Below are 26,260 nucleotides of genomic sequence, written 5' to 3' on the forward strand. Positions count from 1 at the left end.
GCCTGCTGCTCGCCTCCCTCGCCGGCTCCGTGCTGGCCTGGAGCCTCTCCCGTCGACGTCGTGCCCCGGTGCAGGTGGAGCCCGAAGCGACGCCGCGCCTGCCCTCCTCGCTCACCGAAGCCCTGCAGCGCGTGTCCATCGCCGCGATCATGATTCCGCGCAGCGAGATCCAGGGCATCGACGTCAGCCAGTCGCCAGAACGCATCCTCGAACAGCTGCGCACCGCCACCCATACGCGCCTGCCGGTGTACCGCGAAGACATCAACCAGGTCGAAGGCATCCTGCACATCCGCCAGGTCGCCCGCCTGCTGCCCCAGGATGGCGTCAGTGCCGAAGACCTGCTGGCGGCCTGCCGCGAAACCTACTTCGTGCCGGAAAGCACCCCGCTGCTCACCCAGCTGGTGAACTTCCAGAAGGAACAGCGCCGGGTCGGCATCGTCGTCGACGAGTATGGCGACGTGATCGGCCTGGTCAGCCTGGAGGACATCTTCCAGGAACTGATCGGCGAATTCGGCAGCCTCGACGACCTCGCCCCCAACCCGGCGATCCAGCCCCAGGAAGACGGCCGCTTCGAGCTGGACGGCTCCCTGCACCTGCGCGAACTCAACCGCGTGCTCGGCTGGCACCTGCCCTGCGAAGGGCCGAAGACCCTCAACGGCCTGATCACCGAGGCCCTGGAGCAGATTCCCGACACCAGTGTGTGCCTGAAGATCGGCCCCTACCGCCTGGAGATCCTCCAGTCCGGCGAGAACCGCGTACAGCGCGTGCTGGCCTGGCGCGCCTGACACCCCTGCGACCTTGGTCGAGGTCCCTTGCCGTGGTTTTCCGCCGCTTCCTATAATCCCCGCGGGCTTACCCAGCCCCCTCGGCCGCCGCGGCTATCCGCCCACGCGCCATCGGCCAGCCCCGCTGACCGCCTGAGAACCACCTGCCACGGCCCCACAGGCCCGTCCGCAGCCAGCAAGGCCCCTGGTCCGGCGACCCGCCGCATCATCCCCTTCCCTCAGCACAACACGACAGCCATGAGACTCCGTCGGGCCGTGATGGCCGCGACGACTGACAGGGGACCCTCTGATGACCACCGCCACCTTGAGCGACGCTGCGAACACGACACCGGCCAACTCGCCGGCCCGCGTCGCCACCGCCAGCTTCATCGGCACCGCCATCGAGTTCTACGACTTCTACATCTACGCCACGGCCGCCGCCCTGGTGATAGGCCCGGTGTTCTTCCCGCAGACCTCCGGCACCGCGCAGATGCTCTCGGCCTTCCTCACCTTCGGCATCGCCTTCCTCGCCCGGCCGCTGGGCTCGGCGCTGTTCGGCCACTTCGGCGACCGCATCGGGCGTAAATCCACCCTGGTCGCCTCGCTGCTGCTGATGGGCGCCTCCACTACCCTGATCGGCGTACTGCCCGGCTACGACACCATCGGTGCCTGGGCGCCGATCCTGCTCTGCCTGCTGCGCTTCGGCCAGGGCCTGGGCCTCGGCGGCGAGTGGGGTGGCGCGGCATTGCTGGCCACCGAGAACGCCCCGCCCGGCAAGCGCGCCTGGTTCGGCATGTTCCCCCAGCTCGGCCCATCCATCGGTTTTCTCGCCGCCAACGGCCTGTTCCTCACCCTGGCCCTGTGCCTGAGCGACGAGCAGTTCCGCGCCTGGGGCTGGCGCATCCCCTTCCTGCTCAGCGCCGCACTGGTGATGGTCGGTCTCTACGTGCGCCTGAAGCTGGAGGAGACGCCGGTCTTCGCCAAGGCCATGGCCCAGCACGAGCGGGTGAAGATGCCGGTGCTCGAAGCCTTCGGCAGCCACTGGCGCCCGATCGTCCTCGGCGCCCTGGCGATGGTGGTGTGCTACGCGCTGTTCTACATCTCCACCGTGTTCTCCCTCAGCCACGGCGTGGGCAGCCTCGGCTACAGCCGCGAAAGCTTCCTCGGCATGCTGTGCTTCGCCGTGCTGTTCATGGCAGCGGCGACGCCATTGTCGGCCTGGCTCAGCGACCGCTACGGGCGCAAACCGGTGCTGATCGTGGGCTGTACGCTGGCGATCCTCTCCGGCTTCGCCATGCAGCCGCTGCTGACCCAGGGCTCGACCCTCTCGGTCACCCTGTTCCTCAGCATCGAACTGTTCCTCATGGGCGTGACCTTCGCCCCCATGGGCGCGCTGCTGCCAGAGCTGTTCCCCACCCACGTGCGCTACACCGGCGCCTCGGCGGCCTATAACCTCGGCGGCATCGTCGGCGCCTCGGTGGCACCCTTTTTCGCCCAGAAGCTGGTGGCCATGGGTGGCCTGTCCTGGGTCGGTGGCTACGTATCGGTGGCGGCGGCACTCAGCCTGCTGGCGGTGCTCTGCCTCAAGGAAACCCGCGACGACGACCTGGGCGCGGTGCGCTAAGGCCTCGCCCCTTGGGCGTCAGGCTCCAGCCGTCTCTTCGACGAGGCGGCTGGCAGCCGGCGCCACCCTCCCCGCCCGCACGATCCACTCCGCCAGCAAGCCGCCCCAGACCGAACACCCCAGCTGTGACGGGTGATAGCCGTCCAGCGCCAGGTAGTCGGCCTGCATGGCGATGCTCGCCGCGCAGTGCTCGGCCCCCAACTCGTCAGCCAATGCCCGCACCTGCATGTCGAGCAAGCGCGCACGCCAGCCCAGCAGGCGGCGCAACAACCAGGGCAAGGCGCTGAAGTGCTGCAAGGGGGGAACGGCGGCGAACACCACCTCGACGCCCCGCGGCATGAAGGGGGCAGCCAGGCGTCGCAGGGATTCGCGCCAGGCAGCGGTGGAACTGAAATGAGTGGTGTCGTTGACACCGAAGACCAGCAGCACCAGGTCCACCGGCACGTCCTGCACCTGCGGCAACAGGCGCTCACAAGCCTCGCTCGCGGTGATGCCGTTCTCGCCACAGGCGCGCCAGGCCACCGGGCGCTGCAACTGCCGGGAAAGCGCCGCCGCCAGTTGCCCCGGCAAGGCCAGTTGCAGGCAGGAGACACCGACTCCGGCAACGGTGGATTCGCCGATCAGGAGGATGCGCAGGGGTTCACCCGCAAATTCCGCGCCCACCAGCCCGTGATCGGGGCCAGCGGCAGGGGCCAGGCGCAGGGCGGTGCGCTTGGTGTACAGGGCCTGGGGCAGCACCAGGGGCATCAGCGCCAGCGCCGATGCCCACCAGAGCAACCCGGCCCCTCGGCTCACAGCTTGACGTCGACGGCCTGGGCCGCGCGGGTCGCCTTGACACGGGCCAGGTCGGTGGACTCGTCGCGGGCCAGGGCCACGCCGAGGCGACGCTGACCGTCCACCGCCGGCTTGCCGAACAGGCGCAGCGCGGTGTCCGGCTCGGCCAGGGCCGCAGAGAGGTTGCCGAAGCTCATCTCGGTGGATTTGCCTTCCACCAGGATCACCGCCGAGGCGGACGGGCCGGATTGGCGGATCACCGGAATCGGCAGGCCGAGGATGGCGCGGGCATGCAGGGCGAACTCGGACAGCTCCTGGGAGATCAGGGTGACCAGGCCGGTGTCATGGGGGCGCGGCGACACTTCGCTGAACCACACCTCGTCGCCTTTGACGAACAGCTCCACGCCGAACAGGCCACGGCCGCCCAGGGCCTCGGTCACGGCCTTGGCCACGCGCTCGGACTCGGCCAGGGCCTTGGGGCTCATCACCTGGGGCTGCCAGGATTCGTGGTAGTCGCCCTTCACCTGGCGGTGACCGATGGGCGCGCAGAAGGTGGTGCCACCGACATGGCGCACGGTGAGCAGGGTGATTTCGTATTCGAAGTCGATGAAGCCTTCGACGATCACGCGGCCCTTGCCGGCGCGGCCGCCTTCCTGGGCGTAATCCCAGGCGTATTGCAGGTCGTCGTCGCTCTTGAGCACCGACTGGCCCTTGCCGGAGGAGCTCATGATCGGCTTCACCACGCAGGGGTAGCCGACGCTGGCGACGCCGGCGCAGTAATCCTCGAAGGTGTCGGCGAAGTGGTACGGCGAGGTGGGCAGGCCCAGCTCCTCGGCCGCCAGGCGACGGATGCCTTCGCGGTTCATGGTCAGCTGCGCAGCGCGCGCGGTGGGGATCACGGTGTAGCCTTCGGCCTCCAGCTCCACCAGGGTGGCGGTGGCGATGGCTTCGATCTCCGGCACGATGTAGTGCGGCTTCTCCAGCTCGATGACGCGGCGCAGGGCCTCGCCGTCAAGCATGCTGATGACGTGGCTGCGATGGGCGACCTGCATGGCCGGCGCGTTCTCGTAGCGGTCGACGGCGATCACTTCGACGCCCAGGCGCTGCAGCTCGATCACCACTTCCTTGCCCAGCTCGCCAGAGCCGCAGAGCAGTACACGGGTCGCGCTCGGCGACAGCGGGGTTCCAATACGGGGCATCGGTGTTTCCTCGAAAGATGAAAGGTATTCGCTCGGGCGGCGGGCAGGTACCGCCGCCGCTTCAGTGGGGCTGGATCAGGAACTGGCCACCGGCCCGCGCACGCTCCATGCAGCGCACCAGCACCTCGCGGCGCTCGGCGTTGTCCATGCGCCCCCAGCGGGTGATCTCGTCGACGCTGCGCTGGCAGCCGGTGCAGATGTCATCATCGTCCAGCGCGCAGACATGCACGCAGGGCGAGGCGACGGGGCGTTCACGTTCCATCAATCTTCCTGTTCGACCAGTCCCCGTGCATAACGCTGGGCGTTGTGCACGTAGTGCGCGGCGCTGCCTTCGAGCATCTTCTTCTGCTGCTCGGTCAGCTCGCGGACTATTTTACCGGGCGAACCCATGACCAGCGAGCCATCGGGAATTTCCTTGCCTTCGGGGATCAGGGCATTGGCGCCGATGATGCAGTACTTGCCGATCTTGGCGCCGTTGAGGATCACGGCGTTGATGCCGATGAGGCTGTAGTCGCCGACGGTGCAGCCATGGAGCATGGCGTTGTGGCCGATGGTCACGCCCTTGCCGATGTTCAGCGGGAAGCCCATGTCGGTGTGCATGACGGTGCCGTCCTGCACATTGCTGTTCTCGCCGATATGGATGAGTTCGTTATCGCCGCGCAGTACGGCGCCGAACCAGACGCTGGCGCCAGCGTCGAGACGGACCTTGCCGATCACCGCCGCGTCGGGGGCGATCCAGCTGTCGGGATGGGTTTCGACACGGGCGTTGCCCAAGCGGTATTTCATCAGGCGCTCCTCTATCAGGATCAGGCGGTTGAAAAACTAACTGCGTTGCCGCTGCGGCGTTGAAAACGCCCAAAAAATGCTCATTTACACCGCGTAAACCGCGCTTTCTCGGCCGTTTTCGCCTTGCATCGTCGGCCTCGTCCACGCTTTTCAACGGCCTGACATACGGGGCTTAGCTGAGTTTGACGAAGGTGGCCGGCGGCTCGCGCATCTCGATGCCGGCATCGAAGACCAGGTTGACCAGCTCCACCACCATGATCGCGGTAAGGCCCCAGATCTTGTACTGGCCGAACTGGTAGCTCGGCACGTACCAGCTCTGGCCGAGGTAGTCGATGCGGTGGGTCATCTCGCGGGGGTCGCTGCGGAAAAACTCCAGGGGCACGCTGAAGACCGAATCGATCTCGCCGTCGTTGGCCTTGTATTCCACGTAGTCGGGCACGAAGCCGACATAGGGCGTGACCTGGATGCCATGGCGCGAGACCAGGGTACTGAGCGGGCCGATCACCTCGACCAGGCCAGGCGGCAGGCCGATCTCCTCCTCCGCCTCGCGCAGGGCGGTGTGGATCAGGTCGCGGTCCTCGGGGTCGCGTCGGCCACCAGGGAAGGCCACTTCGCCACCGTGGGTGGACAGGCCGCTGGCGCGCAGGGTGAGCACCAGCTCGGGTTCGGCGCTGCGGGTGATGGGCACCAGTACCGCCGCCTCGGGGAACGTGCGGTCGGTCACCAGCGTCTTCGGGGAGTAGCTCCGCACACGGCGGTGCAGGTCATCCAACATGGACAGTCTCGGCTTTTATTCTGCCGGGCATCATGGCACGAACCCGCAGGCCGCCCAACCCCCGAACCGACGTTCGAGGCAAGCGCAGCCCCCGTCCCGCTTGCCGTCGAGGCATGAGCCGCGCCAAGATTGCGCCCTCGACCCCGAGGATTCCCGATGAAGTTCTGCAGCCAGTGCGGCGGCCCCGTGATCCAGCGCATCCCCGAAGGCGACAATCGCCTGCGCCATGTCTGCGAGCTATGCCACACCATTCACTACATGAACCCGCGCATCGTCGCCGGCTGCGTACCGGTCTGGGGCAAGCAGGTGCTCCTGTGCCGCCGCGCCATCGAACCGCGCAAGGGCTACTGGACCCTGCCCGCCGGCTTCATGGAGAACGGCGAGACCATGGAACAGGCCGCCGCCCGCGAAACCGCCGAGGAGGCCTGCGCGCGGGTGCGCAACCTGCAGCTCTATACCCTGTTCGACCTGCCGCACATCAGCCAGGTGTACACCTTCTTCCTCGCTGAACTGGAGGACCTGGACTTCTCGGCCGGCGAAGAAAGCCTGGAAGTGAAACTCTTCGACGAAGCCGACATCCCTTGGTCCGAGCTGGCTTTTCCGACTGTCGGGCGTACCTTAGAATGCTACTTCGCCGACCGTGTCGAGCAGGTCTATCCGGTCCGCAACGAGCCATTGGCGCCCTTACTGGCCTACTACAAGAAAGCCTGACCGTACTGCCGAATTCGAACACTCTGGGGATGCTGTAGAAATGCGCTGTTTGCTCGTTGCCTTGATCCTTTGCTTTACCTCCCTGTCCCACGCCAGCGCCGCCCCCAGCCTCGAAGGCAAGGGCATCGACAAGGTGCTGGTGGTCAAGTCCGAGCGCAAGCTGCTGCTCATGAACCGCGGCAACATCCTCAAGAGCTACCGCATCTCCCTGGGCAAGCAGCCCAAGGGGCCGAAGCTGCGCGAGGGCGACCAGCGCACGCCAGAAGGCTTCTACTGGATCGACTGGCGCAAGACCAGCGACAAGTACAACCTGGCCATGCACATCTCCTACCCCAACGCCCGCGACTCCCTGCAGGCCCGTGACAAGGGCGTGCCCGCCGGCGGCATGATCATGATCCACGGCACCCCGCTGGATGAGGAATACCCCGAGTGGTATTTCCACACCCTGGACTGGACCGAAGGCTGCATCGCCATGAAGAACGCCGACATGCGCGAGATCTGGAGCCTGGTGAAGGACGGCACGCTGATCGAGATCCGCCCCTGATGTGAGGGGAGCGACAGACATGAAAGGCGCCCTGAGGCGCCTTTTTTATTGGCAATGTCCCGCACACACCGGGCGAGCCACAGCACTAAGACGGTGGGTTTCGCTGCGCTCTACCCACCCTACAAAGGCCGGGCGGCAACCCAGTACGGAGTCAGAACACCAGGTCGGACAGGCGCCAGACCTCATAGGCCGGCGTCTCGTAGGGGTGGGCCTGCTTGAGGGCGCGCACGGCATCGTGGATCAGCTCGTCGGCCACCACCATCTCCACCTTCCACTCGGATACATGCTCCACCCGGCCGGCCTGGCCGATGAAGGGATCGGCTTCGGCCAGCGGGCGGAACTGGCCCTGCCCTAGGCTTTGCCAGCAGCAACTGTCATAGGCGCCGATGCGGCCGCCCCCCGCCGAGAAGACCGCTTTCTTGACCGGCTCCAGATGGGATTCCGGAACGTAGAAGCACAGCTTGTACATCAATTACTCCGTAGGCAATTACAGGCTGGACGCTAGTGGCCAGATGATGCCATCGGACGATGGCAATTCGCCAATACTTTGTCGCGACCAGCGTCACGATACCGGCATTCGACTGACCGCCGGTCAAAGTGTTCAGCGCAGGGATAGAGCCGTTGGCCATAAGGCCGCTCTCGTACGGAGTGCTTTGCGGTGGGGTTGCGAGCCGTGTGGGCGATCAGTCGCCCTGCCAGAACCGGCGCCACTTGTCCTTCAGCGAAGGCGCGGCGGGTGCGTGGCTGCCATCGCAGTACGGCAGGCGTTGCGAGAGGCCACAGCGGCAGAGGATGAGCAAGTGCTGGCGTTCGATGTGAAGCGAGAGGCCCTGCGCGCAGTCGGACGGGCAATCGGGAAGCCGGGGCGAAAGCCCGCAGCGGCACAGCAGCAGAGTGGCGCCGGGCTCGACCCGGCGCACCTCCGGTAGCGACGCGCCCTCCTCCGTGGTGGAGAGAGGGCGCTCGCCGGCGTCGTCAGTCGACCCAGACGCGGGCATTGCGGAACATGCGCAGCCAGCCGCCGTCTTCCTGCCACTCGTCGGGGCGCCAGGAGTTCTGTACGGCACGGAACACGCGCTCCGGGTGCGGCATCATGATGGTCACGCGACCATCGCGGCTGGTGAGGCCGGTGATGCCACGGGGCGAGCCGTTCGGGTTGGCTGGGTAGCCTTCGGTGACCTTGCCGTGGTTGTCGACGAAGCGCATGGCCACGCAACCGGACAGATCGGCTTCCAGCAGGGCTTCCTCGCTTTCGAACTCGGCATGGCCTTCGCCGTGGGCGATGGCGATGGGCATGCGCGAACCGGCCATGCCACGCAGGAAGATCGACGCCGACTCCTGCACCTGGACCATGGCCACGCGGGCCTCGAACTGCTCGGAGCGGTTGCGCACGAAGTGCGGCCAGAACTCGCTGCCGGGGATCAGCTCGTGCAGGTTGGACATCATCTGGCAACCGTTGCACACGCCGAGAGCGAAGCTGTCCTTGCGCTCGAAGAAGGCCTGGAAGCCATCACGGGCACGGGCGTTGAACAGGACCGACTTGGCCCAGCCCTCACCGGCGCCGAGCACGTCACCGTAGGAGAACCCACCGCAGGCCACCAGGCCCTTGAACTCTTCCAGGCTGACGCGGCCGGCGAGGATGTCGCTCATGTGCACGTCGATGGCGGCGAAGCCGGCACGGTCGAAGGCCGCAGCCATCTCCACCTGGCCGTTGACGCCCTGCTCGCGCAGTACGGCGACCTGGGGACGCGCGCCCTTCTTTATATAAGGAGCGGCGATGTCCTGGTTGACGTCGAAGCTGAGCTTCACCGACAGGCCGGGATTGTCTTCATCCAGCAGGACGTCGAATTCCTGGTCGGCGCAGGCGGCGTTGTCGCGCAGGCGCTGGACCTGGTAGCTGGTCTCGGCCCACTGGCGCTGCAGCAGGCGGCGCTCGCCGGCGAACACCGGCTCGCCGTTGAAGGAAATAGCGACGTCGGCACCGTTGACCGGCTGGCCGATCACGGCCACGCAGTCGCCCAGGCCGGCGGCACTGAACTGGGCCAGCACTTCCGGCGTGGCGCCCTGCTGGACCTGGATGACCGCACCCAGCTCTTCGTTGAACAGCACGGCCGGCAGCTCGTCGGCGGCATCGGCCAGGGCGTCCAGTTGCAGGTCCAGGCCGCAGTGACCGGCGAAGGCCATCTCCAGCACGGTGGTCAGCAGGCCGCCGTCGGAACGGTCGTGGTAGGCCAGCAGCAGGCCGTCCTGGTTCAGGCCCTGGATCACGGCGAAGAAGGCCTTGAGGTCTTCGGCGTCGTCGACGTCCGGCACGGCCTGGCCGAGCTTGGCGAAGGTCTGCGCGAGGATGGAGCCGCCCATGCGGTTCTGGCCGCGGCCGAGGTCGACCAGGATCAGGTCGGTCTCGCCCTTGTCCAGGCGCAGTTGCGGGTTGAGGGTGCGGCGGATGTCCTGCACCGGGGCGAAGCCGGTGATCACCAGGGACAGCGGCGAGGTGACGGACTTGTCCACACCCTCGTCCTGCCAGCGGGTTTTCATGGACATGGAGTCCTTGCCCACCGGAATGGTGATGCCCAGCGCCGGGCACAGCTCCATGCCCACGGCCTTGACCGTGTCGTACAGGCGCGCGTCCTCGCCCGGGTGGCCGGCAGCGGCCATCCAGTTGGCGGACAGGCGAATATCGGAAATCTTCTCGATGCTGGCACAGGCCAGGTTGGTGACGGTCTCGCCGACCGCCATGCGGCCCGAGGCCGGGGCGTCCAGCAGGGCCAGCGGAGTGCGCTCGCCCATGGCCATCGCCTCGCCGGTGTAGACGTCGAAGCTGGTGGCGGTGACGGCGCAGTCGGCCACCGGAACCTGCCACGGGCCGACCATCTGGTCGCGGGCGACCAGGCCGGTGATGGTGCGGTCGCCGATGGTGATCAGGAAGCTCTTGCTGGCCACGGCCGGGTGACGCAGTACACGGCTCACGGCATCGGCGATGTCGACGCTGGCGGCGTTGAAGTCATCGCCCTGCTCGGCTTCGCGGCTGACGCTGCGGTGCATGCGCGGCGGCTTGCCGAGCAGGACGTTGAGCGGCATGTCCACCGGCTTGTTGCCGAAGTGGCTGTCGGCGACGGTCAGGTGCGGCTCCTCGATGGCCTCGCCGACCACCGCGAAGGGGCAGCGCTCGCGTTCGCAGATGGCCTTGAAGCGCTCGAAGTCGGCGGCGTCCACCGACATCACGTAGCGTTCCTGGGATTCGTTGCACCAGATTTCCAGCGGGCTCATGCCCGGCTCGTCGTTGGGCACGGCGCGCAGTTCGAAACGGCCGCCGCGACCACCGTCGTTGATCAGTTCCGGCAGGGCGTTGGAGATGCCGCCGGCACCCACGTCGTGGATGAACTTGATGGGGTTCTCGGCACCCAGCTGCCAGCAGCGGTCGATCACTTCCTGGCAGCGACGCTCCATCTCGGGGTTGTCGCGCTGGACGGACGCGAAGTCCAGGTCGGCGGAGCTGGAGCCGGTGGCCATGGAGGAAGCAGCACCGCCGCCCAGGCCGATGAGCATGGCCGGGCCGCCGAGGACGATCAGCTTGGCGCCAACGGAAATCTCGCCCTTCTGCACGTGCTCGGCGCGGATGTTACCCATGCCGCCGGCGAGCATGATCGGCTTGTGGTAGCCGCGTACTTCTTCGCCGTGGGGGGTGTCGATGGCCTGCTCGAAGGTACGGAAGTAGCCGTTCAGCGCGGGGCGGCCGAACTCGTTGTTGAACGCGGCGCCGCCCAGAGGGCCTTCGATCATGATGTCCAGCGCGGTGACGATGCGCTCGGGCTTGCCGTAGGGCTTCTCCCAGGGCTGCTCGAAACCGGGGATCTGCAGGTTGGAAACGGTGAAGCCGGTCAGGCCGGCCTTGGGCTTGGCGCCACGACCGGTAGCGCCTTCGTCGCGGATCTCGCCACCGGAGCCGGTGGAGGCACCGGGGAAGGGCGCGATGGCGGTCGGGTGGTTGTGGGTTTCCACCTTCATCAGGATGTGCACCGCTTCCTCGGTCGCGCCGTACTGGCGGGTACCCGGGTTGGGGAAGAAGCGGCCGGCGGTGAAGCCCTCGATGACCGACGCGTTGTCCTTGTAGGCGGACAGCACGCCTTCGCTGTTCATCTCGTAGGTGTTCTTGATCATGCCGAACAGGCTCTTCTCTTGCGCCTGGCCGTCGATATCCCAGCTGGCGTTGAAGATCTTGTGGCGGCAATGCTCGGAGTTGGCCTGGGCGAACATCATCAGCTCGACGTCGTGGGGGTTGCGCCCCATCTCGTTGAAGCTCTTCACCAGGTAGTCGATCTCGTCTTCGGCCAGGGCCAGGCCCAGCTCGACGTTGGCGCGGGCCAGTGCGTCGCGGCCACCGCCGAGGATGTCGACCACGGTCAGCGCCTTGGGCTGCGCGTGGCTGAACAGGCTGGAAGCTTCTTCCAGGGCGCCCAGCACCAGCTGGGTCATGCGGTCGTGCAGGGCGCTGGCGATCAGCTGCGCCTCGGCATCGGAGAACTGGCCGGCCACGTAGTAGGCGATGCCGCGCTCGATGCGCTCGATCTTGGCCAGGCCGCAGTTACGGGCGATGTCGGTGGCCTTGCTCGACCAGGGCGAGATGGTGCCGAAGCGCGGCAGGACCAGGAACAGGCGGCCCGCAGGCTCCTGCACCGGGACGCTGGGCCCGTACTTGAGCAGACGCGCCAGGACCTTTTCCTCGTCGGCGGTGAGCACGCCGGTGACTTCGGCAAAGTGGGTGAACTCGGCATACAGACCGGTGACGGCGGGAACCTTCTGGGTCAGTTGCTCGAGCAGTTTGCCGTGGCGAAAAGCGGAAAGGGCGGGGGCACCGCGCAGGATCAACATCTTCTGGACAGCCTCTGGGAAGGGGTGTGCTTAGAGGCCGTGCATTCTAGCGCAAAGCGCCTGATTCCGGCACCCGTGCCGTCGCGCTCGAAGCGGCCATCCGAGGAGCGGCAGGGCAAGCGCCCGCCGGCCGCAAACGCCCTCCCCCGGGGGCCTGCGGCTAGCAGAGAAGATTTCCACTGTCGAGATATGGCAAGGATCGGGGTTTGCGTATACTGCGCCGATGTTCACCCCACCCGTGTTCCGCAAGCGTCGTGCCGTCTGGCTATTGGCGACCGGAATCCTCCTGCTGCTCGGAGGCTGTAAACAGCCGTCCACCCTCGAGCGCATTCAGGAGGAGGGTGTTCTACGCGTGGTCACCCGTAACAGCCCGGCCACCTACTTCCAGGACCGCAATGGCGAAACCGGCTTCGAGTACGAGCTGGTGAAACGCTTCGCCGACGACCTGGGCGTCGAGCTGCAGATCGAGACCGCCGACAACCTCGACGACCTCTTCGCCCGCCTTGGCCAGGCCAACGGCCCGGTGCTCGCCGCCGCCGGCCTGGTGGCCAGCGACGCACGCCAGCATGAGTCGCGCTTCTCCCATCCGTACCTGGAAGTCACGCCGCAGGTCATCTACCGCAATGGCGAACGTCGCCCCACCCGCCCGGAAGACCTGGTCGGCCAGCGCATCCTGGTGCTCAAGGGCAGCAGCCACGCCGAGCAGTTGGCCGCGCTGAAGGTGCAGTACCCGGAGCTGAAGTACGAGGAGTCCGACGAAGTGGAGATCGTCGACCTGCTGCGCATGGTCGATGAAGGGCAGATCGACCTGACCCTGGTGGACTCCAACGAACTGGCGATGAACCAGGTGTACTTCCCCAACGTGCGCGTCGCCTTCGACCTGGGCGATGCCAGCAACCTGGCCTGGGCGGTCGCCCCCGGCGAGGACGACAGCCTGCTCAACGAGGTCAACGGCTTCCTCGACAAGGCCAAGGAAAACGGCACCCTGCAGCGCCTCAAGGATCGCTACTACGGCCATGTCGACGTACTCGGCTATGTCGGCGCCTACACCTTCGCCAAGCACCTGCAGCAGCGCCTGCCCAAATACGAACAGCACTTCCGCCAGGCCTCCCAGGACAATCAGGTGGACTGGCGCCTGCTGGCCGCCATCGGCTACCAGGAGTCCCTCTGGCAGCCCACCGCCACCTCCAAGACCGGCGTGCGCGGCCTGATGATGCTGACCCAGGACACCGCCAAGGCCATGGGCGTGGCCAACCGCCTGGACCCCAAGCAGAGCATCGTCGGCGGCAGCAAGTACTTCGGCATGATCAAGCAGGGGCTGGCCGATGAGCTGCTGGAGCCGGATCGCACCTGGTTCGCCCTGGCCGCCTACAACATCGGCATCGCCCACCTGGGGGACGCGCGCAAGCTGGCCGAGGCCGAAGGCCTGAACCCGAACAAGTGGCTGGACGTGAAGCAGATGCTGCCGCGCCTGTCGCAGAAGCAGTGGTACCGCAAGACCCGCTACGGCTATGCCCGCGGCGGCGAAACCGTGCACTTCGTGCAGAACATCCGCCGCTACTACGACATCCTCACCTGGGTGACCCAGCCGCAGATGGAAGGCTCGCAGGTGGCCGAAAGCAACCTGCACGTTCCCGGCATCGACAAGCGCAAGCCCAGCGAAGACACCCCACCGCTCTGAGTCTCTTAGCGCCTGAAAGCAGCTAGCGGATACCGGCCCCTCAGCCCTTCAGCGAACGTCGCATCTTGAAGAATTCGCTGAGGATCGCTCCGCACTCCCCCGCCAATACACCCCCTCCACCAGCACCCGGTGGTTGAGGAAGTCCTGGGTGAAGAACTGCCCACGGCTGATCGCCACCCCCGCCTTGGGCTCGGTGGCGCCGTAGACCACCCGCGCCACACGCGAATGGACGATGAGCCCGGCGCACATGCTGCAGGGCTCCAGGGTCACGTAGAGGGTGCTGCCCACCAGCCGATAGTTTTCCACCGCCAGTGCCGCATCGCGGATGGCGACCATCTCGGCGTGGGCGCTGGGGTCGTGACGGGAGATCGGGCAATTGAAGCCGCGCCCGATCACCTGGCCGTCCTGCACCAGCACCGCGCCGACCGGCACCTCGCCCAGGGCCGCGCCCTCGGCGGCGAGCGCCAGGGCTTCACGCATGAAGTCCTCGTCACGGCTGCGGTCGACGATCATCGGCTGGCGCATCCTCAGGCCACCTCGATCGCGGCCATCAGGCCGGTCTCCATGTGGTCGATGACGTGGCAGTGGAACATCCACACGCCGGGGTTATCGGCCACCAGGGCGATGCGCGCGGTCTCGTTCTTGCCCAGCAGATAGGTGTCGGTGAAGTAGGGAATGATGGCCTTGCGGTCCGAGCCGATCACCTTAAAGGCCATGCCGTGCAGGTGGATCGGGTGCAGGTACTGGGCCATGTTGCGCAGCTCGAAGATGTAGTGGCCGCCCTTCTTCAATGTGGCGATGGGGCGGTCGGCGCAGGTCTTGTCCTGGATGTCCCAGGCCTTGCCGTTGATCTGCCAGTAGTTGCTCGGCCGGCCGGCGGCGCTGGTCAGGGTCGCCGCCCATTCGAACTTGAAGCTGAGGGTCTCGGCCTTTTCCAGGTCCGGCTCCGGCACCGGGTTGGCCGGCAGCGCGGGCGGCCAGTCACCGGCAGCCTCCTCGGTGGCGATGCTTTTCAGGGTCGCCAGGCGCAGCGGTCCGTTGCGCAGCGGCAGTTCCTGGCCGGCGGCCGGCACCTTGAGCGCCAGTTCGATACGCATGCCCGGGCCGAGCCAGTACTCCTTGCCCAGGTCGCGCGGCGCCACCGGGTGGCCGTCCAGCGAATAGATGCGCACCTCCGCGCCCGGCATGTTGAGGCGGTAGGTGATGGTGCTGTCGAGGTTGAGCAGGCGCAGGCGCACCACCTGCCCGGCGGGCAGTTCGAGGGTCGGCGCCGGCTTGCCATTGATGGTGGTCAGGCGACCCCGGGTGCCTTCGCGGGCCGCCTCGCGGGGCACGCTGAACTGGGTGAAGGCGCCCTCCTCGTCCACGTGCCAGGTCTTCAGGCTGAGTACGCGCTCGTGGCGGAAGCCGCTGGGCTCGCGCTCTTCGACGATCAGCGGGCCGACCAGGCCGCGCCCCAGCTGCTCGGCGCTGGACAGGTGCGGGTGGTACCAGAAGCTGCCGGCGTCATCGGTGCGGAAGCGGTAGTCGAAATACTCGCCCGGCAGCACCGGCAGCTGCGAGACATAGGGCACGCCGTCCATCTCCAGGGGCAGGCGGATGCCGTGCCAGTGGATGGTGGTGGGCTCGTCGAGCTTGTTGATGAAGCGCACGCGCAGCCAGTCGCCCTGGCGCGAGCGCAGCTCCAGGCCGGGTGCCTGGCCGCCATAGGCCCAGGCCGGGGTGACGTGGCCGGAGACCAGCTCCAGGTCCAGCGGGGCGGCGATCAGTTCGTAGTCGTGGGTCTTGGCGTCGAGGCTGCGACCCAGCCAGTAGCGGGCGCCGCCGGCGCCCAAGCCGACCACGCCGAGGCCGACCAGGCCACCGAGAATCTGTCTGCGGGTGAATGACACGGAATCCAGGCTCCTGTGAGTAATGCTTCGCGGGGCCATCAGGCGGTGCGTTGTCGCTCTGCGGCGACAGGAAGGGCCGGCCTGCATGGGCCGGCTCACGGGTGGCACATTCTGGCACAGCCCCTGTGCATCAGGGCAGCGCCGGGCCGTGGCCAGATGCCACAGCCGCCTAGCGGTTGCGGCCCAGGTAGGCGCGGGTGGTGAGCAGGTACACCGGCAGCCCGGACACCAGCACGATCAACGCGGCGTAGGGCGCAGCGGCGGCGTACTCCAGGTTGGCGGTGTGCGACCAGACGGCGGTGGCCAGCGTATCCAGCCCGGTGGGGCCGAGGATCAGGGTGGCCGTCAGCTCCTTCATGCAGTCGAGGAACACCAGCACGAAACCGGCGCCGATGGCCGGGAAGATGATCGGCAGCGTCACCCGCAGGAAGGCCTTGAACGACGTCTGCCCGAGGGTGCGTGCGGCCTCCTCCAGCTGCGGCGAGGCCTTCTCCAGCGCCACGCGGATCGGCGACTGGGCCATGGGCATGAACAGCAGCGCGTAGGCCACCAGCAACAGCAACGTGGTCTGGTACAGCGCCGGCGCATAACCCAGGGCGAAGAACACCAGGGACAGGGCGATCACCAGCCCCGGCAACGCGTGCAACAGGTAGGGCAGGCGTTCGGCCAGACGCGCCAGGCGCCCGTGGTAGCGCACCACCACCAGCCCCACCGGCAATGCCAGCAGGCAGCTGATCAGCGCGCCGCCGAAGGACAGGTAGAGCGACGACCCCAGGGTGCGCAGGATGTCCATCAGCGGGAAGGCCGCCGAACTGCCTTCGTGGATCCAGAAGCCGAGCATGGCCAGCGGCGTGCCCGAGCCGATCACCACCAGCGCCACCAGCAGCACCTGGATCGGCCAGTTCCACAGGCCCAGGCGCACCGGCGCGGTGCGTCGCGCCACGCCTTGCCCGGTACGGGCGAAGCCGCGCCCGCGCAGGCGCAGTTCCATGCCCATCATCAACATGCACAGGGCCAGCAGCAGCGCCGAAAGCATCGCCGCGTTGGCGTTGCTGAATTCCAGCTCGAACTGCTGATAGATAGCGGTGGTGAAGGTCTGGTAGCGCATGATCGACGGCGCGCCGAATTCCACCAGCATGTGCAGCGCCACCAGCAGCCCGGTGCCCATCAGGGTCGGCCGCAGCAGCGGCAGGGTCACCCGCCAGAACACCTGGCGCCGGGTGTAGCCGAGCATGCGCGCGGACTCTTCCAGCGCCGGGTCGAGGTTACGCAGCGTGGCCACCACCGGCAGGTAGATCAGCGGGTATTTGGACAGGATCATCACCAGCGCCGTGCCGCCGAGGCCCTCGAACACCGGGCTGATGGAGATCCACGAGAAACCGGCCACGAAGGCCGGAATCGCAAAGGGCAGGCACAGCAGCACGTTCCACTGGCGGCGCCAGCGCAGGTCGCTGCGCTCCACGCACCAGGCCAGAGCCAAGCCGAGCAGTACGCAACCGGCGGTCACCAGCACCATCAGCTTCATGGTGTTGGCCAGCAGGTGGAACACGAAGGGGCGCCACAGCAGCTGCCAGGCGGTGTGCCAGCCGGATTCCCAGCTGCGCACGGCCACGTAGAACAGGGGCAGCGCGGCGACCAGCAACAATGCCAGGACCGGCACCTGCAGCCAGATGGGCGGGGAGCGGCGACGACGGCCGAGGGGTTTCGATGCCGAGGCCGCCAGGGCCGGGTCCAGGACTTCGGCTTGCATCAGTTCAGCCCGACCTCACGCTCCAGCTCCAGGGCGTCCTCCGCCAGGCCGATGTCGGCGGCGGTGAGCTTGGGCGGGCGCAGTTGGTCATAGGGCTTGAGCAGCGGGTCGGCCGACACCTTCTGGTTCACCGGGTATTCGGCGGACTGGCTGAGGATGGCCTTCTGGCCCTCTTCGCTGAGCATGAAGGCGACGAACTGCTGGGCCTCCTTCGGGTGCTTGCTGGCTTTCACCACCGCCACGCCGGAGACGCTGGCCAGGCCGCCGGCATCGCCGTCGGCGAAGTAGTGCAGCTTGCTCTTCAGCTCGCCCTTCTCTTTCTTCAGCGCCATCCAGTAGTAGCTGTTGATCAGCGCGGCGGCGACTTCACCGTTCTCCACTGCCTTCATGGCGATGACGTTGTTGGTGTAGGTGGAGCCGAAGGCCTTGAGGCCGGTCAGCCATTCCTCGGCCTTCTCGCGGCCTTCCAGCTTGATGATGGCGGCCACCTGGCCAAGGAACTCACCGCTGCTGGGCACGAAGGCGATCTTGCCGCTCCATTCCGGGTCGGCCACATCGAGCACGCTTTGCGGCAGGGCCTGGTCGCCCAGTTCCTCGGGGTTGTAGGCGAGCACGCGCACACGCGAGGTGACGCCGATCCAGTTGCCGGCGGGGTCGGCGAACTGCGGCTCAACCTGCTTGAGGGAGCTGTCATCCACCTTGGCCAACATGCCCTGGCCGGCCAGCTTGATCAGCGGCGGCGCTTCTTCGGTGTAGATGATGTCGGCGGGCGAGCGCTCGCCCTCTTCGGCGATCTGGTTGGCCAGCTGGCCACCGCCACCCTTGCGGATGCGCACCTGGATGCCGGTCGCTTTGGTGAAGGCCTCGGCGACGGCCTTGCCGGTCGCTTCGTGCTGCCCGTTGTACAGAGTCAGGGTCACCGCGTCGTCGGCCCGGGCCGCCATGGGCAGCAACAGACCGAGGGACAGAACACCGGCGCCGCAGACGCGGGCCAACGCAGTTACGAGACGTGCCGACATAAGCCACTCCTATCAACTCAGCAATAATCGGAAACGATTATACGGATCAACTGCGCTTCGTTCTCAAGAAAAGGCTGCGACAGGTTGCTGCGGCAGATGAGAGGAAGCGATGGCGGATATGAAAAAGGCGCGGACCGCATGCGGTCCGCGCCTTCGACGCTGCCTTCAGGCGTGCGCCGTCATTCCCACTCGATGGTCGCCGGCGGTTTGCTCGACACGTCGTAGGTGACGCGGGAGATGCCTTCGATCTCGTTGATGATGCGGTTGGAGACCTTCTCCAGCAGCTCGTAGGGCAGGTGCGCCCAGCGGGCGGTCATGAAGTCGATGGTTTCCACCGCACGCAGGGCAACGACCCAGGCGTAGCGACGGCCGTCACCGACCACGCCGACGGATTTCACCGGCTGGAACACCACGAAGGCCTGGCTGGTCTTGTGGTACCAGTCGAAGGCACGCAGCTCTTCGATGAAGATGTGGTCGGCACGACGCAGCAGGTCGGCGTACTCCTTCTTCACCTCGCCGAGGATGCGCACACCCAGGCCCGGGCCCGGGAAGGGGTGGCGGTAGACCATGTCGTAGGGCAGGCCCAGTTCGAGGCCGAGCTTGCGCACTTCGTCCTTGAACAGTTCGCGCAGCGGCTCCACCAGGGAGAACTGCATGTCTTCCGGCAGGCCGCCGACGTTGTGGTGGGACTTGATCACGTGGGCCTTGCCGGTCTTGGCGCCGGCCGACTCGATCACGTCGGGGTAGATGGTGCCCTGGGCGAGGAACTTCACGTCCTTCAGCTTGGTGGCTTCCTCATCGAACACCTGGATGAAAGTGCGGCCGATGATCTTGCGCTTCTCTTCCGGGTCGGAGACACCGGCCAGGCGACCGAGGAACAGCTCTTCGGCGTTGGCGCGGATCACCTTGACGCCCATGTTCTCGGCGAACATGGCCATCACCTGGTCACCCTCGTGCAGGCGCAGCAGGCCGTTGTCGACGAAGACGCAGGTCAGCTGGTCGCCGATGGCCTTGTGCAGCAGCGCCGCGACCACCGAGGAGTCGACACCGCCGGACAGGCCCAGCAGCACCTTGTTGCTGCCCACCTGGGCGCGCACGGTGGCGATGGCGTCGCTGACGATGTTGGAGGGGGTCCACAGGGCTTCGCAGCCGCAGATGTCCAGCACGAAGCGGGAGAGGATGCGACCGCCCTGCTTGGTGTGGGTCACTTCCGGGTGGAACTGCACGCCGTAGTAGGCACGGCTGTCGTCGGCCATGGCGGCGATCGGGCAGCTCGGGGTGCTGGCGAGGATGTGGAAGCCCTCGGGCATGGCAGTGACCTTGTCGCCGTGGCTCATCCACACGTCGAGGCCGAACAGGCCGTCAGCGTCGACATGGTCTTCGATGCCATCGAGCAGGCGGGCCTTGCCGACCACGTCGACACGGGCGTAGCCGAACTCGCGCAGGTCGGACCCCTGGACCTTGCCGCCCAATTGCTCGGCCATGGTCTGCATGCCGTAGCAGATGCCGAACAGCGGGACGTTGAGATCGAACACCGCTTGCGGAGCGCGCGGGCTGTTGGCCTCGTGTACCGACTCCGGGCCGCCGGCGAGGATGATGCCCTTGGGCGCGAAGGCGCGGATGGCATCGTTTTCCATGTCGAACGGGTGGATCTCGCAGTACACGCCGATCTCGCGAACGCGGCGAGCGATCAGCTGGGTGTACTGGGAACCGAAGTCGAGGATCAGGATGCGGTGGGCGTGGATATCTTGATTGGCCATGAGCTTTCCTTCGGAAAGAGCTTGAAGCTGAAAGCCAGAAGCTGGAAGTGCAGGGCGAAAGTCATGCTTCCGTCCTCCAGCTTCCAGCTTCCAGCACCTGTTACGCGGCCCCTTAACCTACGCGGTAGTTGGGCGCCTCTTTGGTGATCTGCACGTCATGCACATGGGACTCGGCCATGCCGGCGCCGGTGATGCGCACGAACTCCGGCTTGGTGCGCATCTCTTCGATGGTGGCGCAGCCGGTGTAGCCCATGGAGGCGCGCAGGCCGCCCATCAGTTGGTGAACGATCGCGGACATGGTGCCCTTGTAGGGCACGCGGCCTTCGATGCCTTCCGGAACCAGCTTCTCGGCACCGGCGGAGGAGTCCTGGAAGTAGCGGTCGGAGGAACCCTGGGCCTGGGCCATGGCACCCAGCGAACCCATGCCACGGTAGGCCTTGTAGGAACGGCCCTGGAACAGCTCGACCTCGCCCGGGGCCTCTTCGGTACCGGCCAGCATGGAGCCGATCATCACGGCGGAGGCGCCGGCGACGATGGCCTTGGACAGGTCACCGGAGTAACGGATGCCGCCGTCGGCGATCAGCGGAACGCCGGTGCCGGCCAGGGCAGCGGCGACGTTGGCGACTGCGGAGATCTGCGGGACGCCGACGCCGGCGACGATACGGGTGGTGCAGATGGAGCCCGGGCCGATGCCGACCTTGACCGCATCGGCGCCCGCTTCGGCCAGGGCCTTGGCGGCTTCGCCGGTGGCGATGTTGCCGCCGATCACCTGGACGTCGGGGAAGGTCTGCTTGACCCAGCGAACGCGGTCGATCACGCCCTTGGAGTGGCCGTGGGCGGTGTCGACGATGATCACGTCGACGCCGGCATTCACCAGCGCGGTGACGCGGTCAGCGGTGTCGGCGCCGGTGCCGACGGCAGCGCCGACGCGCAGGCGACCCTGGTCGTCCTTGCTGGCCAGCGGATAGGCCTTGGCCTTCTCGATGTCCTTCACGGTCATCATGCCCTTCAGGTTGAAGGCATCGTCGACGATCAGGACCTTCTCGATGCGGTGCTTGTGCAGCAGCTCGCGGACGGTGTTCTTGTCGGCACCTTCCTTGACGGTGACCAGGCGCTCTTTCGGCGTCATCACGTCACGGACGCGGGCGTCCAGGCGGTTTTCGAAGCGGACGTCACGGGAAGTGACGATGCCCACCAGGTCACCGTTGGACAGCACCGGTACACCGGAGATGTTGTGCTGGCGGGTCAGTTCGAACAGGTCGCGCACGGTGGCGTCGGCCTCGATGGTGATCGGGTCCTTGACCACGCCGGCCTCGAACTTCTTCACCTTGCGGACCTCGGCAGCCTGCTGCTCGACGGTCATGTTCTTGTGGATGATGCCGATGCCGCCTTCCTGCGCCATGGCGATAGCCAGACGGGCTTCGGTCACGGTGTCCATCGCGGCGGACAGCAGGGGGATATTCAACTCGATGCCGCGCGTCAGGCGGGTCTTGAGGCTGACGTCCTTCGGCAGGACCTCGGAATACCCCGGGATCAGGAGTACGTCGTCGAAGGTGAGGGCTTCTTGGCTGATGCGCAGCATGGCGGGGCTCCCAGGCGGGAAAATTGGAAGCGCGGCATTATATCTCAGCTGTGATGGCGCGCTCAATGAAACCGTTACCTTCGGCCTCACCTTCTTCACTGCCGTACCACCCTTTCCGATGGAGTGCCATCCCGCATCTGCAGGATAGCCGCGCCGCGCCGGGTATTCCGATACTCCCCCATGACGCTGCGCCCCAGGCAGGGCGCGTTCGCCGACGCCGATAACGACAAGAATAAAGAGTGGGAACCATGCGCCAGCCCCTTGCCCTCCATCCGTCCCCCGCCGACTCGACGCTGGCCGATCCCCCTGGGCAACGCAACGGCCGCGCCTGGTTCCGCCGCAAGCGCAGCACCGGCGATCCGCGACCGCCCCACCCTGCCAGGCTCCATCCCCGCACCACCTTCCCGCTGCACCGAGCGCCCCGCGCGCACCGCCCCCAGGCGCCCCCAGACCTCCCGCCCGCTCACCACCACCGCCCATCAAGCGGCGACACCCGTTCGCCCCGAGCAAAGGACATCGTCATGACCCGTTCACCCTGGCCCCTTTTCGCCACCCTGCTGCTGATCCTGAGCCCGGCCACCCAGGCCACGCAGCCGGAACTCATGCCCTACCTGCCGCAACGGACGCTGGAGCTCGCGGAGTACCTGCCACCGCCGCCGCCCGCCGGCACCGCCGAAGACCGCCTCGACCTCGATACCGTGCTGCTCGTCCAGCGCCAGCGCACCCCGCAGCAGGTGGAGCAGGCCAAGCGCGACGACCACCTCGACGACGCGGCCTTCCCCTTCGCCCAGGGCATCCTCGGGGCGGAGTTCACCGTCGAGCGGCACCCACAGACCGCGCACTTCTTCCGCCGCGTGCTGGTGGACCTGGAACAGACGCTGATGCCCGCCAAGCACCACTTCGCCCGCCCCCGCCCCTACGAACTCAGCCAGGAGGTGAAGCCGATACTGCCGCCCCCCATGGGCGAGTCCTACCCCAGCGGCCACACGATGGATGCCTACCTCACCGCCATCCTGCTGGCCAAGATGGTGCCGGAGCACCGCGCCGAACTCTTCGCCCGGGCGGCAGCCGCCGCGCAAAGCCGCGTGGTGGCGGGCGTGCACTACCCCACCGACCTGGAAGGCGGGCGCATATCCGCGGCGGTACTCGCCAACGAACTGCTGAAGAACCCCGGCGCCCTGCGTGACTTCGAGCACGCCCGGCGCGAGGTGAGAAGCAACCTCGCCCTGGAGTGACGCCCACCCGGGCCGCGGTGGGTGACGCCGCGGCCCGCCATGGAAGGCACCACCCGACGCAGGGAGCCGTAGCCTCGATAAGAAGGAGCGACACCATGTTCGTGAATCGCCTCGCCCTCCCCCTCTGCCTGCCACTGCTGACCGCCCTCGCCTGCCACACCCAGGCGCAGGAGACCTCCTGGAGCGACGTTCTCGCCCAGGGCGACGCCCGCCTGTTCTTCGACAACCAGTACTTTGCCCGCGACTTCCGCGATGGCCCGAACAACGCCGGGCGCAACCGCTATAAACCCCGCGACGAACGCAACGGCTACCGCCAGGAATGGGGACAGTCCGTACAGCTGCATTACCACTCGGGCTTCACGCCCGGCCTCATCGGCCTGGGCGTCGATGCCTTAGCCATGGCTGCGTTCAAACTCGACAGCGGCGGCGGGCGCACCGGCACGGGCACCCTGGCGGTGGACGGCCAGGGCCACCCGCGAGACAGCCACGGCAAGGCCGGCGGCGCGCTCAAGCTGAAAATCGCCGATGCGCAGCTCAAGTACGGCAACTTCAGCACCCAGGCGCCGGTGCTGGCGGCGGACAACAGTCGCATCATCCCCGGCATGGCCCACGGCCTGCACCTGCAGGGCGACTGGGCCAGGCTGCAACTGGAGGCGGCGCGTTTCACCGCGCTTTCCGGCCCCACCGAAAGCAAGAACCGTGGCGCCATCTCCACCGTCGTCGGCCGCCCGGACCGGCGCGGCATCGATATCCACAGCGCCAGCTATATAGGGCTCAGCCATCGCGGCGAACCCTGGAGCCTCTCCTATTACCTGGGCCAGCTGGAGGACGTCTGGACCCAGCACTACCTGCACCTGGGCCACGAACAGGCGCTCGGCGCCGGCACCCTGAGCAACAGCACCCACCTCTATCGCACCCGCAACAGTGGCGCCTCGCTGTTCGGCCCCATCGACAACCTGATCGGCTCCCACGCCATCGCCTACCGTTTGGGCGCGCACCGCCTGACCCTGGCCTACCAGCGCACCTTCTCGGACACGCCCTTCGACTACATCGGCTTCGGTGATGGGCAGAGCAGCCAGTCGATCGTCCTGGCCAACGCCGCCGCGTATTCGGACTTCAACGGGCCCCGTGAGCGCTCCTGGCAGCTTCGCTATGACCAGCGCCTGCACTGGCTGGGCCTGCCGGAGCTGAACCTGGCCCTGCGCTACCAGCGGGGCTGGGGCGCAGACGGCAGCCATGCCCCTAGCCACAGCATCTACCACGGGCTCTACGGTCGCGACGGCAAGCACCACGAGCTGGACCTGGACCTCGGCTACACCTTCGCCAGCGGCCCGCTGAAGAACCTGCACCTGCGCGCCACGCAGATCTGGCACCGCAGCAACCGCGCCTACGCAGACGCCTCCATCGACCAGACGCGCCTGCGCATCCAATACCCGCTGGAGCTGTTCTAGCCCCGCGCCGCCCGCTTCAGTGGCGCAGCGGGCGGCGCGCCACTCAAGGCTGCAGCGCCAGGTAGCGCGCCACCAGCGCCACGCCGCTGCACAGCACCAGCCAGGTGACCAGCCGCACAAAGGCCTCGCGGGACAGGCGCAGGGTCAGGCGCCGGCCTATCCACAGCCCCAGCGCCATGGCCGGCAGCAGGCTCAGGGCGAGCAGCAGTATCTGCCAGTCAGCATAGAGCCCGGCCACGACGAACAGCCCCAGGCGCACCAGGGTGCTGCAGCCGATCAGCGCACTCTGGGTCGCGCGGATCTGCTCCTTCTCGGGCAAACGGCCGCTCAGGTACAGCGCATAGAGGAAACCTCCGCTGCCGAACAGCGCCCCGAAGGTGCCGCCGAAGACACCGAAGGGCACCACCCAGAGGGGCTTCATCGGTGCCTGCCGCACCGGCTGCAGGAACAGCGACCAGACGGCATAGGCACAAACGAACAGGCCGAACAGCAGCATCAGCAACTCGGCATCCAGGTTCACCAGCCCGTAGGCGCCAATGGCGCAGCCCAGCGCCATGCAGGGCAACAGCCGACGCAGCTCACTCCCGGCCACCGCCTGGCGCGCCGTGAACCAGCTGCCGGCGGAGGCGACGAAATCCAGCAGCACCAGCAGCGGGATGATCCGCGCCATGGGCAGGCTGCTCACCAGCAGCGGCCCGGCCACCAACGCCGTGCCGAAGCCGGCGATGCCGAACACCACATAGGCCAGGACGATGGTCCCCGCGATGAGCAACCAGTCGGTCGGCGAAAACGACAGCAGGGCGAACAGGCTTTCGACACTCATGGAACGGCGCTCGACAGGGAAGTGCCGCCAATCTAGCGAGCGCGGCAGGCATCGGGCCAATACAATCCACCGTCTCGACCCATCTCCAAAAGGCATGGCAGGAGCCCCCGTGATCTCATTACGACAACTGCGCTATTTCATCGAGATCGTCGAGAGCGGCAGCTTCAGCCGCGCGGCCGAACGCCTGTACATCGCCCAGTCGGCCCTCAGCCGGCAGATGCGCGAACTGGAAACCCACCTCGCCACCCCGCTGCTGGAGCGCGGCCCGCGCCAGGTCGAGCTGACCCCGGCGGGGCGCACCTTCCACCCCCTGGCACTGCGCCTGCTGCAGGACCTGGAAGCCGCCGGCGAACTGGCCCGCCAGGTCGGCCAGGGCCAGCACGGCACCCTGCGCCTCAGCCACTCCAGCTCGGTGCCCCTGGGCACGCCCTTGCAGACGCCCCTGCGCAACTACCTGGAGCGGCACCCAGGGGTGAACCTGGAGATCGTCCAGCAATCCTCCGAGCAGCAACTGGCCGACTTGCAGGAAGGCCGCCTGGATGTGTGCCTGCTGCGCCTGCCGGTGCTGCGCCAGTACCCCGGCCTCGCCCTGCAGCCGCTGTACCGCGAGCCGCTGCTGCTGGCCGTGGCCGCCGAGCACCCGCTGGCCGATGAGGCAGAGCCCATCCCCCTCGCCCGCCTGGCGGACGAACCCTTCGTTTCGGTGCCGCACATGCAGCGCGGCGGCCTCAGCTACCGTGCCGCCGAACTCTGCCTGCGCCAGGGCTTCTTTCCCCGTGCGGCCCGCGCCGTCTCACGCAAGACCAGCCAGCTGCAACTCATCGAAGCCGGGCTCGGCGTCGCCCTGGTGCCCGCCTCGATGCGCGCCATCGCGCCTGCCGGGGTGCGTTTCATGGCACTGGCCGATGCCGACTGCGACAGCCAGGTCGCCCTGGCCTGGCGCCACGATGCCACGCCCCTGAGCCAGGGCCTGGTGGAGCACTTCCGCCAGCAACTGGGCGCAGGCTGATTCCGTCGC

At 67.1% G+C, this 26,260-nt stretch carries 21 protein-coding genes and 2 pseudogenes; 8 read left to right on the forward strand and 15 right to left on the reverse strand.

The genetic code is table 11. From position 1 onward, the window contains the following. Positions 1-146: 146 nt before the first annotated feature. Both PSm6_RS04380 and PSm6_RS04385 read left to right on the forward strand, forming a co-directional pair. A pseudogene (locus PSm6_RS04380) lies at positions 147-785 on the forward strand (transporter associated domain-containing protein); the annotation flags it as partial. Positions 786-1,074: 289 nt separating this feature from the next. Then, positions 1,075-2,388 (forward strand): MFS transporter, encoded by a 1,314-nt coding sequence (locus PSm6_RS04385; protein WP_021220795.1) that lies wholly within the window; start codon positions 1,075-1,077, stop codon positions 2,386-2,388. Positions 2,389-2,406: 18 nt separating this feature from the next. Here the strand turns inward: PSm6_RS04385 and PSm6_RS04390 are convergent, their stop codons facing one another. From PSm6_RS04390 to PSm6_RS04410, 5 genes are all read right to left on the reverse strand, one after another. Next, positions 2,407-3,135, reverse strand: coding sequence for an SGNH/GDSL hydrolase family protein (locus tag PSm6_RS04390; protein ID WP_371877107.1), 729 nt, complete (start codon positions 3,133-3,135; stop codon positions 2,407-2,409). Between the two features lie 44 nt (positions 3,136-3,179). Next, positions 3,180-4,361 (reverse strand): formate-dependent phosphoribosylglycinamide formyltransferase, encoded by a 1,182-nt coding sequence (gene purT, locus PSm6_RS04395; protein ID WP_265169655.1) that lies wholly within the window; start codon positions 4,359-4,361, stop codon positions 3,180-3,182. A gap of 61 nt (positions 4,362-4,422) precedes the next feature. Further along, positions 4,423-4,623, reverse strand: a complete 201-nt coding sequence (locus PSm6_RS04400; RefSeq protein WP_021220798.1) for a DUF1289 domain-containing protein — start codon at positions 4,621-4,623, stop codon at positions 4,423-4,425. Beyond that, positions 4,623-5,147 (reverse strand): gamma carbonic anhydrase family protein, encoded by a 525-nt coding sequence (locus tag PSm6_RS04405; RefSeq protein WP_021220799.1) that lies wholly within the window; start codon positions 5,145-5,147, stop codon positions 4,623-4,625. Before PSm6_RS04405 ends, PSm6_RS04400 begins: the two co-directional genes overlap by 1 nt. A 172-nt stretch (positions 5,148-5,319) precedes the next feature. Continuing rightward, on the reverse strand, positions 5,320-5,922 hold the full coding sequence (locus PSm6_RS04410) for a CoA pyrophosphatase (protein ID WP_021220800.1): 603 nt from the start codon (positions 5,920-5,922) through the stop codon (positions 5,320-5,322). Positions 5,923-6,078: 156 nt separating this feature from the next. On the opposite strand from PSm6_RS04410, the gene PSm6_RS04415 reads away from it, so the two are divergent. Beyond that, complete coding sequence (locus PSm6_RS04415) at positions 6,079-6,633, forward strand: NUDIX hydrolase (RefSeq protein ID WP_021220801.1); 555 nt, start codon at positions 6,079-6,081, stop codon at positions 6,631-6,633. 40 nt (positions 6,634-6,673) lie between these two features. Beyond that, on the forward strand, positions 6,674-7,177 hold the full coding sequence (locus PSm6_RS04420; protein WP_265169656.1) for a L,D-transpeptidase family protein: 504 nt from the start codon (positions 6,674-6,676) through the stop codon (positions 7,175-7,177). 151 nt (positions 7,178-7,328) lie between these two features. On the opposite strand, the gene PSm6_RS04425 is transcribed toward PSm6_RS04420, so the two are convergent. The 3 genes from PSm6_RS04425 to purL all read right to left on the reverse strand — a co-directional run bounded on the left by PSm6_RS04425 (position 7,329) and on the right by purL (position 12,049). Beyond that, on the reverse strand, positions 7,329-7,646 hold the full coding sequence (locus PSm6_RS04425) for a YqfO family protein (protein WP_043240153.1): 318 nt from the start codon (positions 7,644-7,646) through the stop codon (positions 7,329-7,331). Between the two features lie 214 nt (positions 7,647-7,860). Next, positions 7,861-8,175, reverse strand: a complete 315-nt coding sequence (locus tag PSm6_RS04430) for a CDGSH iron-sulfur domain-containing protein (RefSeq protein ID WP_021220804.1) — start codon at positions 8,173-8,175, stop codon at positions 7,861-7,863. After that, a complete protein-coding gene (gene purL / locus PSm6_RS04435) occupies positions 8,153-12,049 on the reverse strand; it encodes a phosphoribosylformylglycinamidine synthase (protein WP_021220805.1) in 3,897 nt (1,298 codons plus the stop codon). Before purL ends, PSm6_RS04430 begins: the two co-directional genes overlap by 23 nt. A 223-nt stretch (positions 12,050-12,272) precedes the next feature. On the opposite strand from purL, the gene mltF reads away from it, so the two are divergent. After that, positions 12,273-13,730 (forward strand): membrane-bound lytic murein transglycosylase MltF, encoded by a 1,458-nt coding sequence (mltF, locus tag PSm6_RS04440; protein WP_265169657.1) that lies wholly within the window; start codon positions 12,273-12,275, stop codon positions 13,728-13,730. A 40-nt stretch (positions 13,731-13,770) separates the two neighbouring features. Here the strand turns inward: mltF and tadA are convergent. The 6 genes and pseudogenes from tadA to guaB all read right to left on the reverse strand — a co-directional run bounded on the left by tadA (position 13,771) and on the right by guaB (position 21,733). Continuing rightward, a pseudogene (gene tadA, locus PSm6_RS04445) lies at positions 13,771-14,255 on the reverse strand (tRNA adenosine(34) deaminase TadA). A gap of 2 nt (positions 14,256-14,257) precedes the next feature. After that, entirely contained in the window at positions 14,258-15,622 is a 1,365-nt protein-coding gene (locus PSm6_RS04450; protein WP_021220808.1) for a multicopper oxidase family protein, read from the reverse strand. 169 nt (positions 15,623-15,791) lie between these two features. Next, positions 15,792-17,372 carry an ABC transporter permease gene (locus PSm6_RS04455; protein WP_021220809.1) on the reverse strand — a complete coding sequence of 527 codons (1,581 nt, stop codon included), beginning with the start codon at positions 17,370-17,372 and terminating at the stop codon, positions 15,792-15,794. After that, a complete protein-coding gene (locus PSm6_RS04460) occupies positions 17,372-18,391 on the reverse strand; it encodes an extracellular solute-binding protein (protein ID WP_043240143.1) in 1,020 nt (339 codons plus the stop codon). Before PSm6_RS04460 ends, PSm6_RS04455 begins: the two co-directional genes overlap by 1 nt. Positions 18,392-18,570: 179 nt before the next feature. Then, the gene (guaA, locus tag PSm6_RS04465) at positions 18,571-20,151 is read right to left on the reverse strand and encodes a glutamine-hydrolyzing GMP synthase (protein ID WP_021220811.1); all 1,581 of its coding nucleotides are present in this window, start codon (positions 20,149-20,151) and stop codon (positions 18,571-18,573) included. Positions 20,152-20,263: 112 nt separating this feature from the next. Next, entirely contained in the window at positions 20,264-21,733 is a 1,470-nt protein-coding gene (gene guaB / locus PSm6_RS04470) for an IMP dehydrogenase (RefSeq protein ID WP_184487520.1), read from the reverse strand. A 521-nt stretch (positions 21,734-22,254) separates the two neighbouring features. On the opposite strand from guaB, the gene PSm6_RS04475 reads away from it, so the two are divergent. Both PSm6_RS04475 and PSm6_RS04480 read left to right on the forward strand, forming a co-directional pair. Beyond that, the gene (locus PSm6_RS04475; RefSeq protein WP_265169658.1) at positions 22,255-22,968 is read left to right on the forward strand and encodes an acid phosphatase; all 714 of its coding nucleotides are present in this window, start codon (positions 22,255-22,257) and stop codon (positions 22,966-22,968) included. A 95-nt stretch (positions 22,969-23,063) separates the two neighbouring features. Continuing rightward, entirely contained in the window at positions 23,064-24,419 is a 1,356-nt protein-coding gene (locus PSm6_RS04480; protein ID WP_265169659.1) for an OprD family outer membrane porin, read from the forward strand. A gap of 43 nt (positions 24,420-24,462) precedes the next feature. Here PSm6_RS04480 and PSm6_RS04485 read toward each other — a convergent pair whose 3' ends face one another. Further along, positions 24,463-25,242: a sulfite exporter TauE/SafE family protein gene (locus tag PSm6_RS04485; protein ID WP_265169660.1), complete on the reverse strand. Its 780-nt coding sequence runs from the start codon at positions 25,240-25,242 to the stop codon at positions 24,463-24,465. 109 nt (positions 25,243-25,351) lie between these two features. Between PSm6_RS04485 and PSm6_RS04490 the strand changes: the two genes are divergently transcribed. Then, positions 25,352-26,251 carry a LysR family transcriptional regulator gene (locus tag PSm6_RS04490; protein WP_043240129.1) on the forward strand — a complete coding sequence of 300 codons (900 nt, stop codon included), beginning with the start codon at positions 25,352-25,354 and terminating at the stop codon, positions 26,249-26,251. Positions 26,252-26,260 lie beyond the last annotated feature (9 nt).

It is taken from the genome of Pseudomonas solani, from assembly GCF_026072635.1.
GTDB classification, from domain to species: Bacteria; Pseudomonadota; Gammaproteobacteria; order Pseudomonadales; family Pseudomonadaceae; genus Metapseudomonas; species Metapseudomonas solani.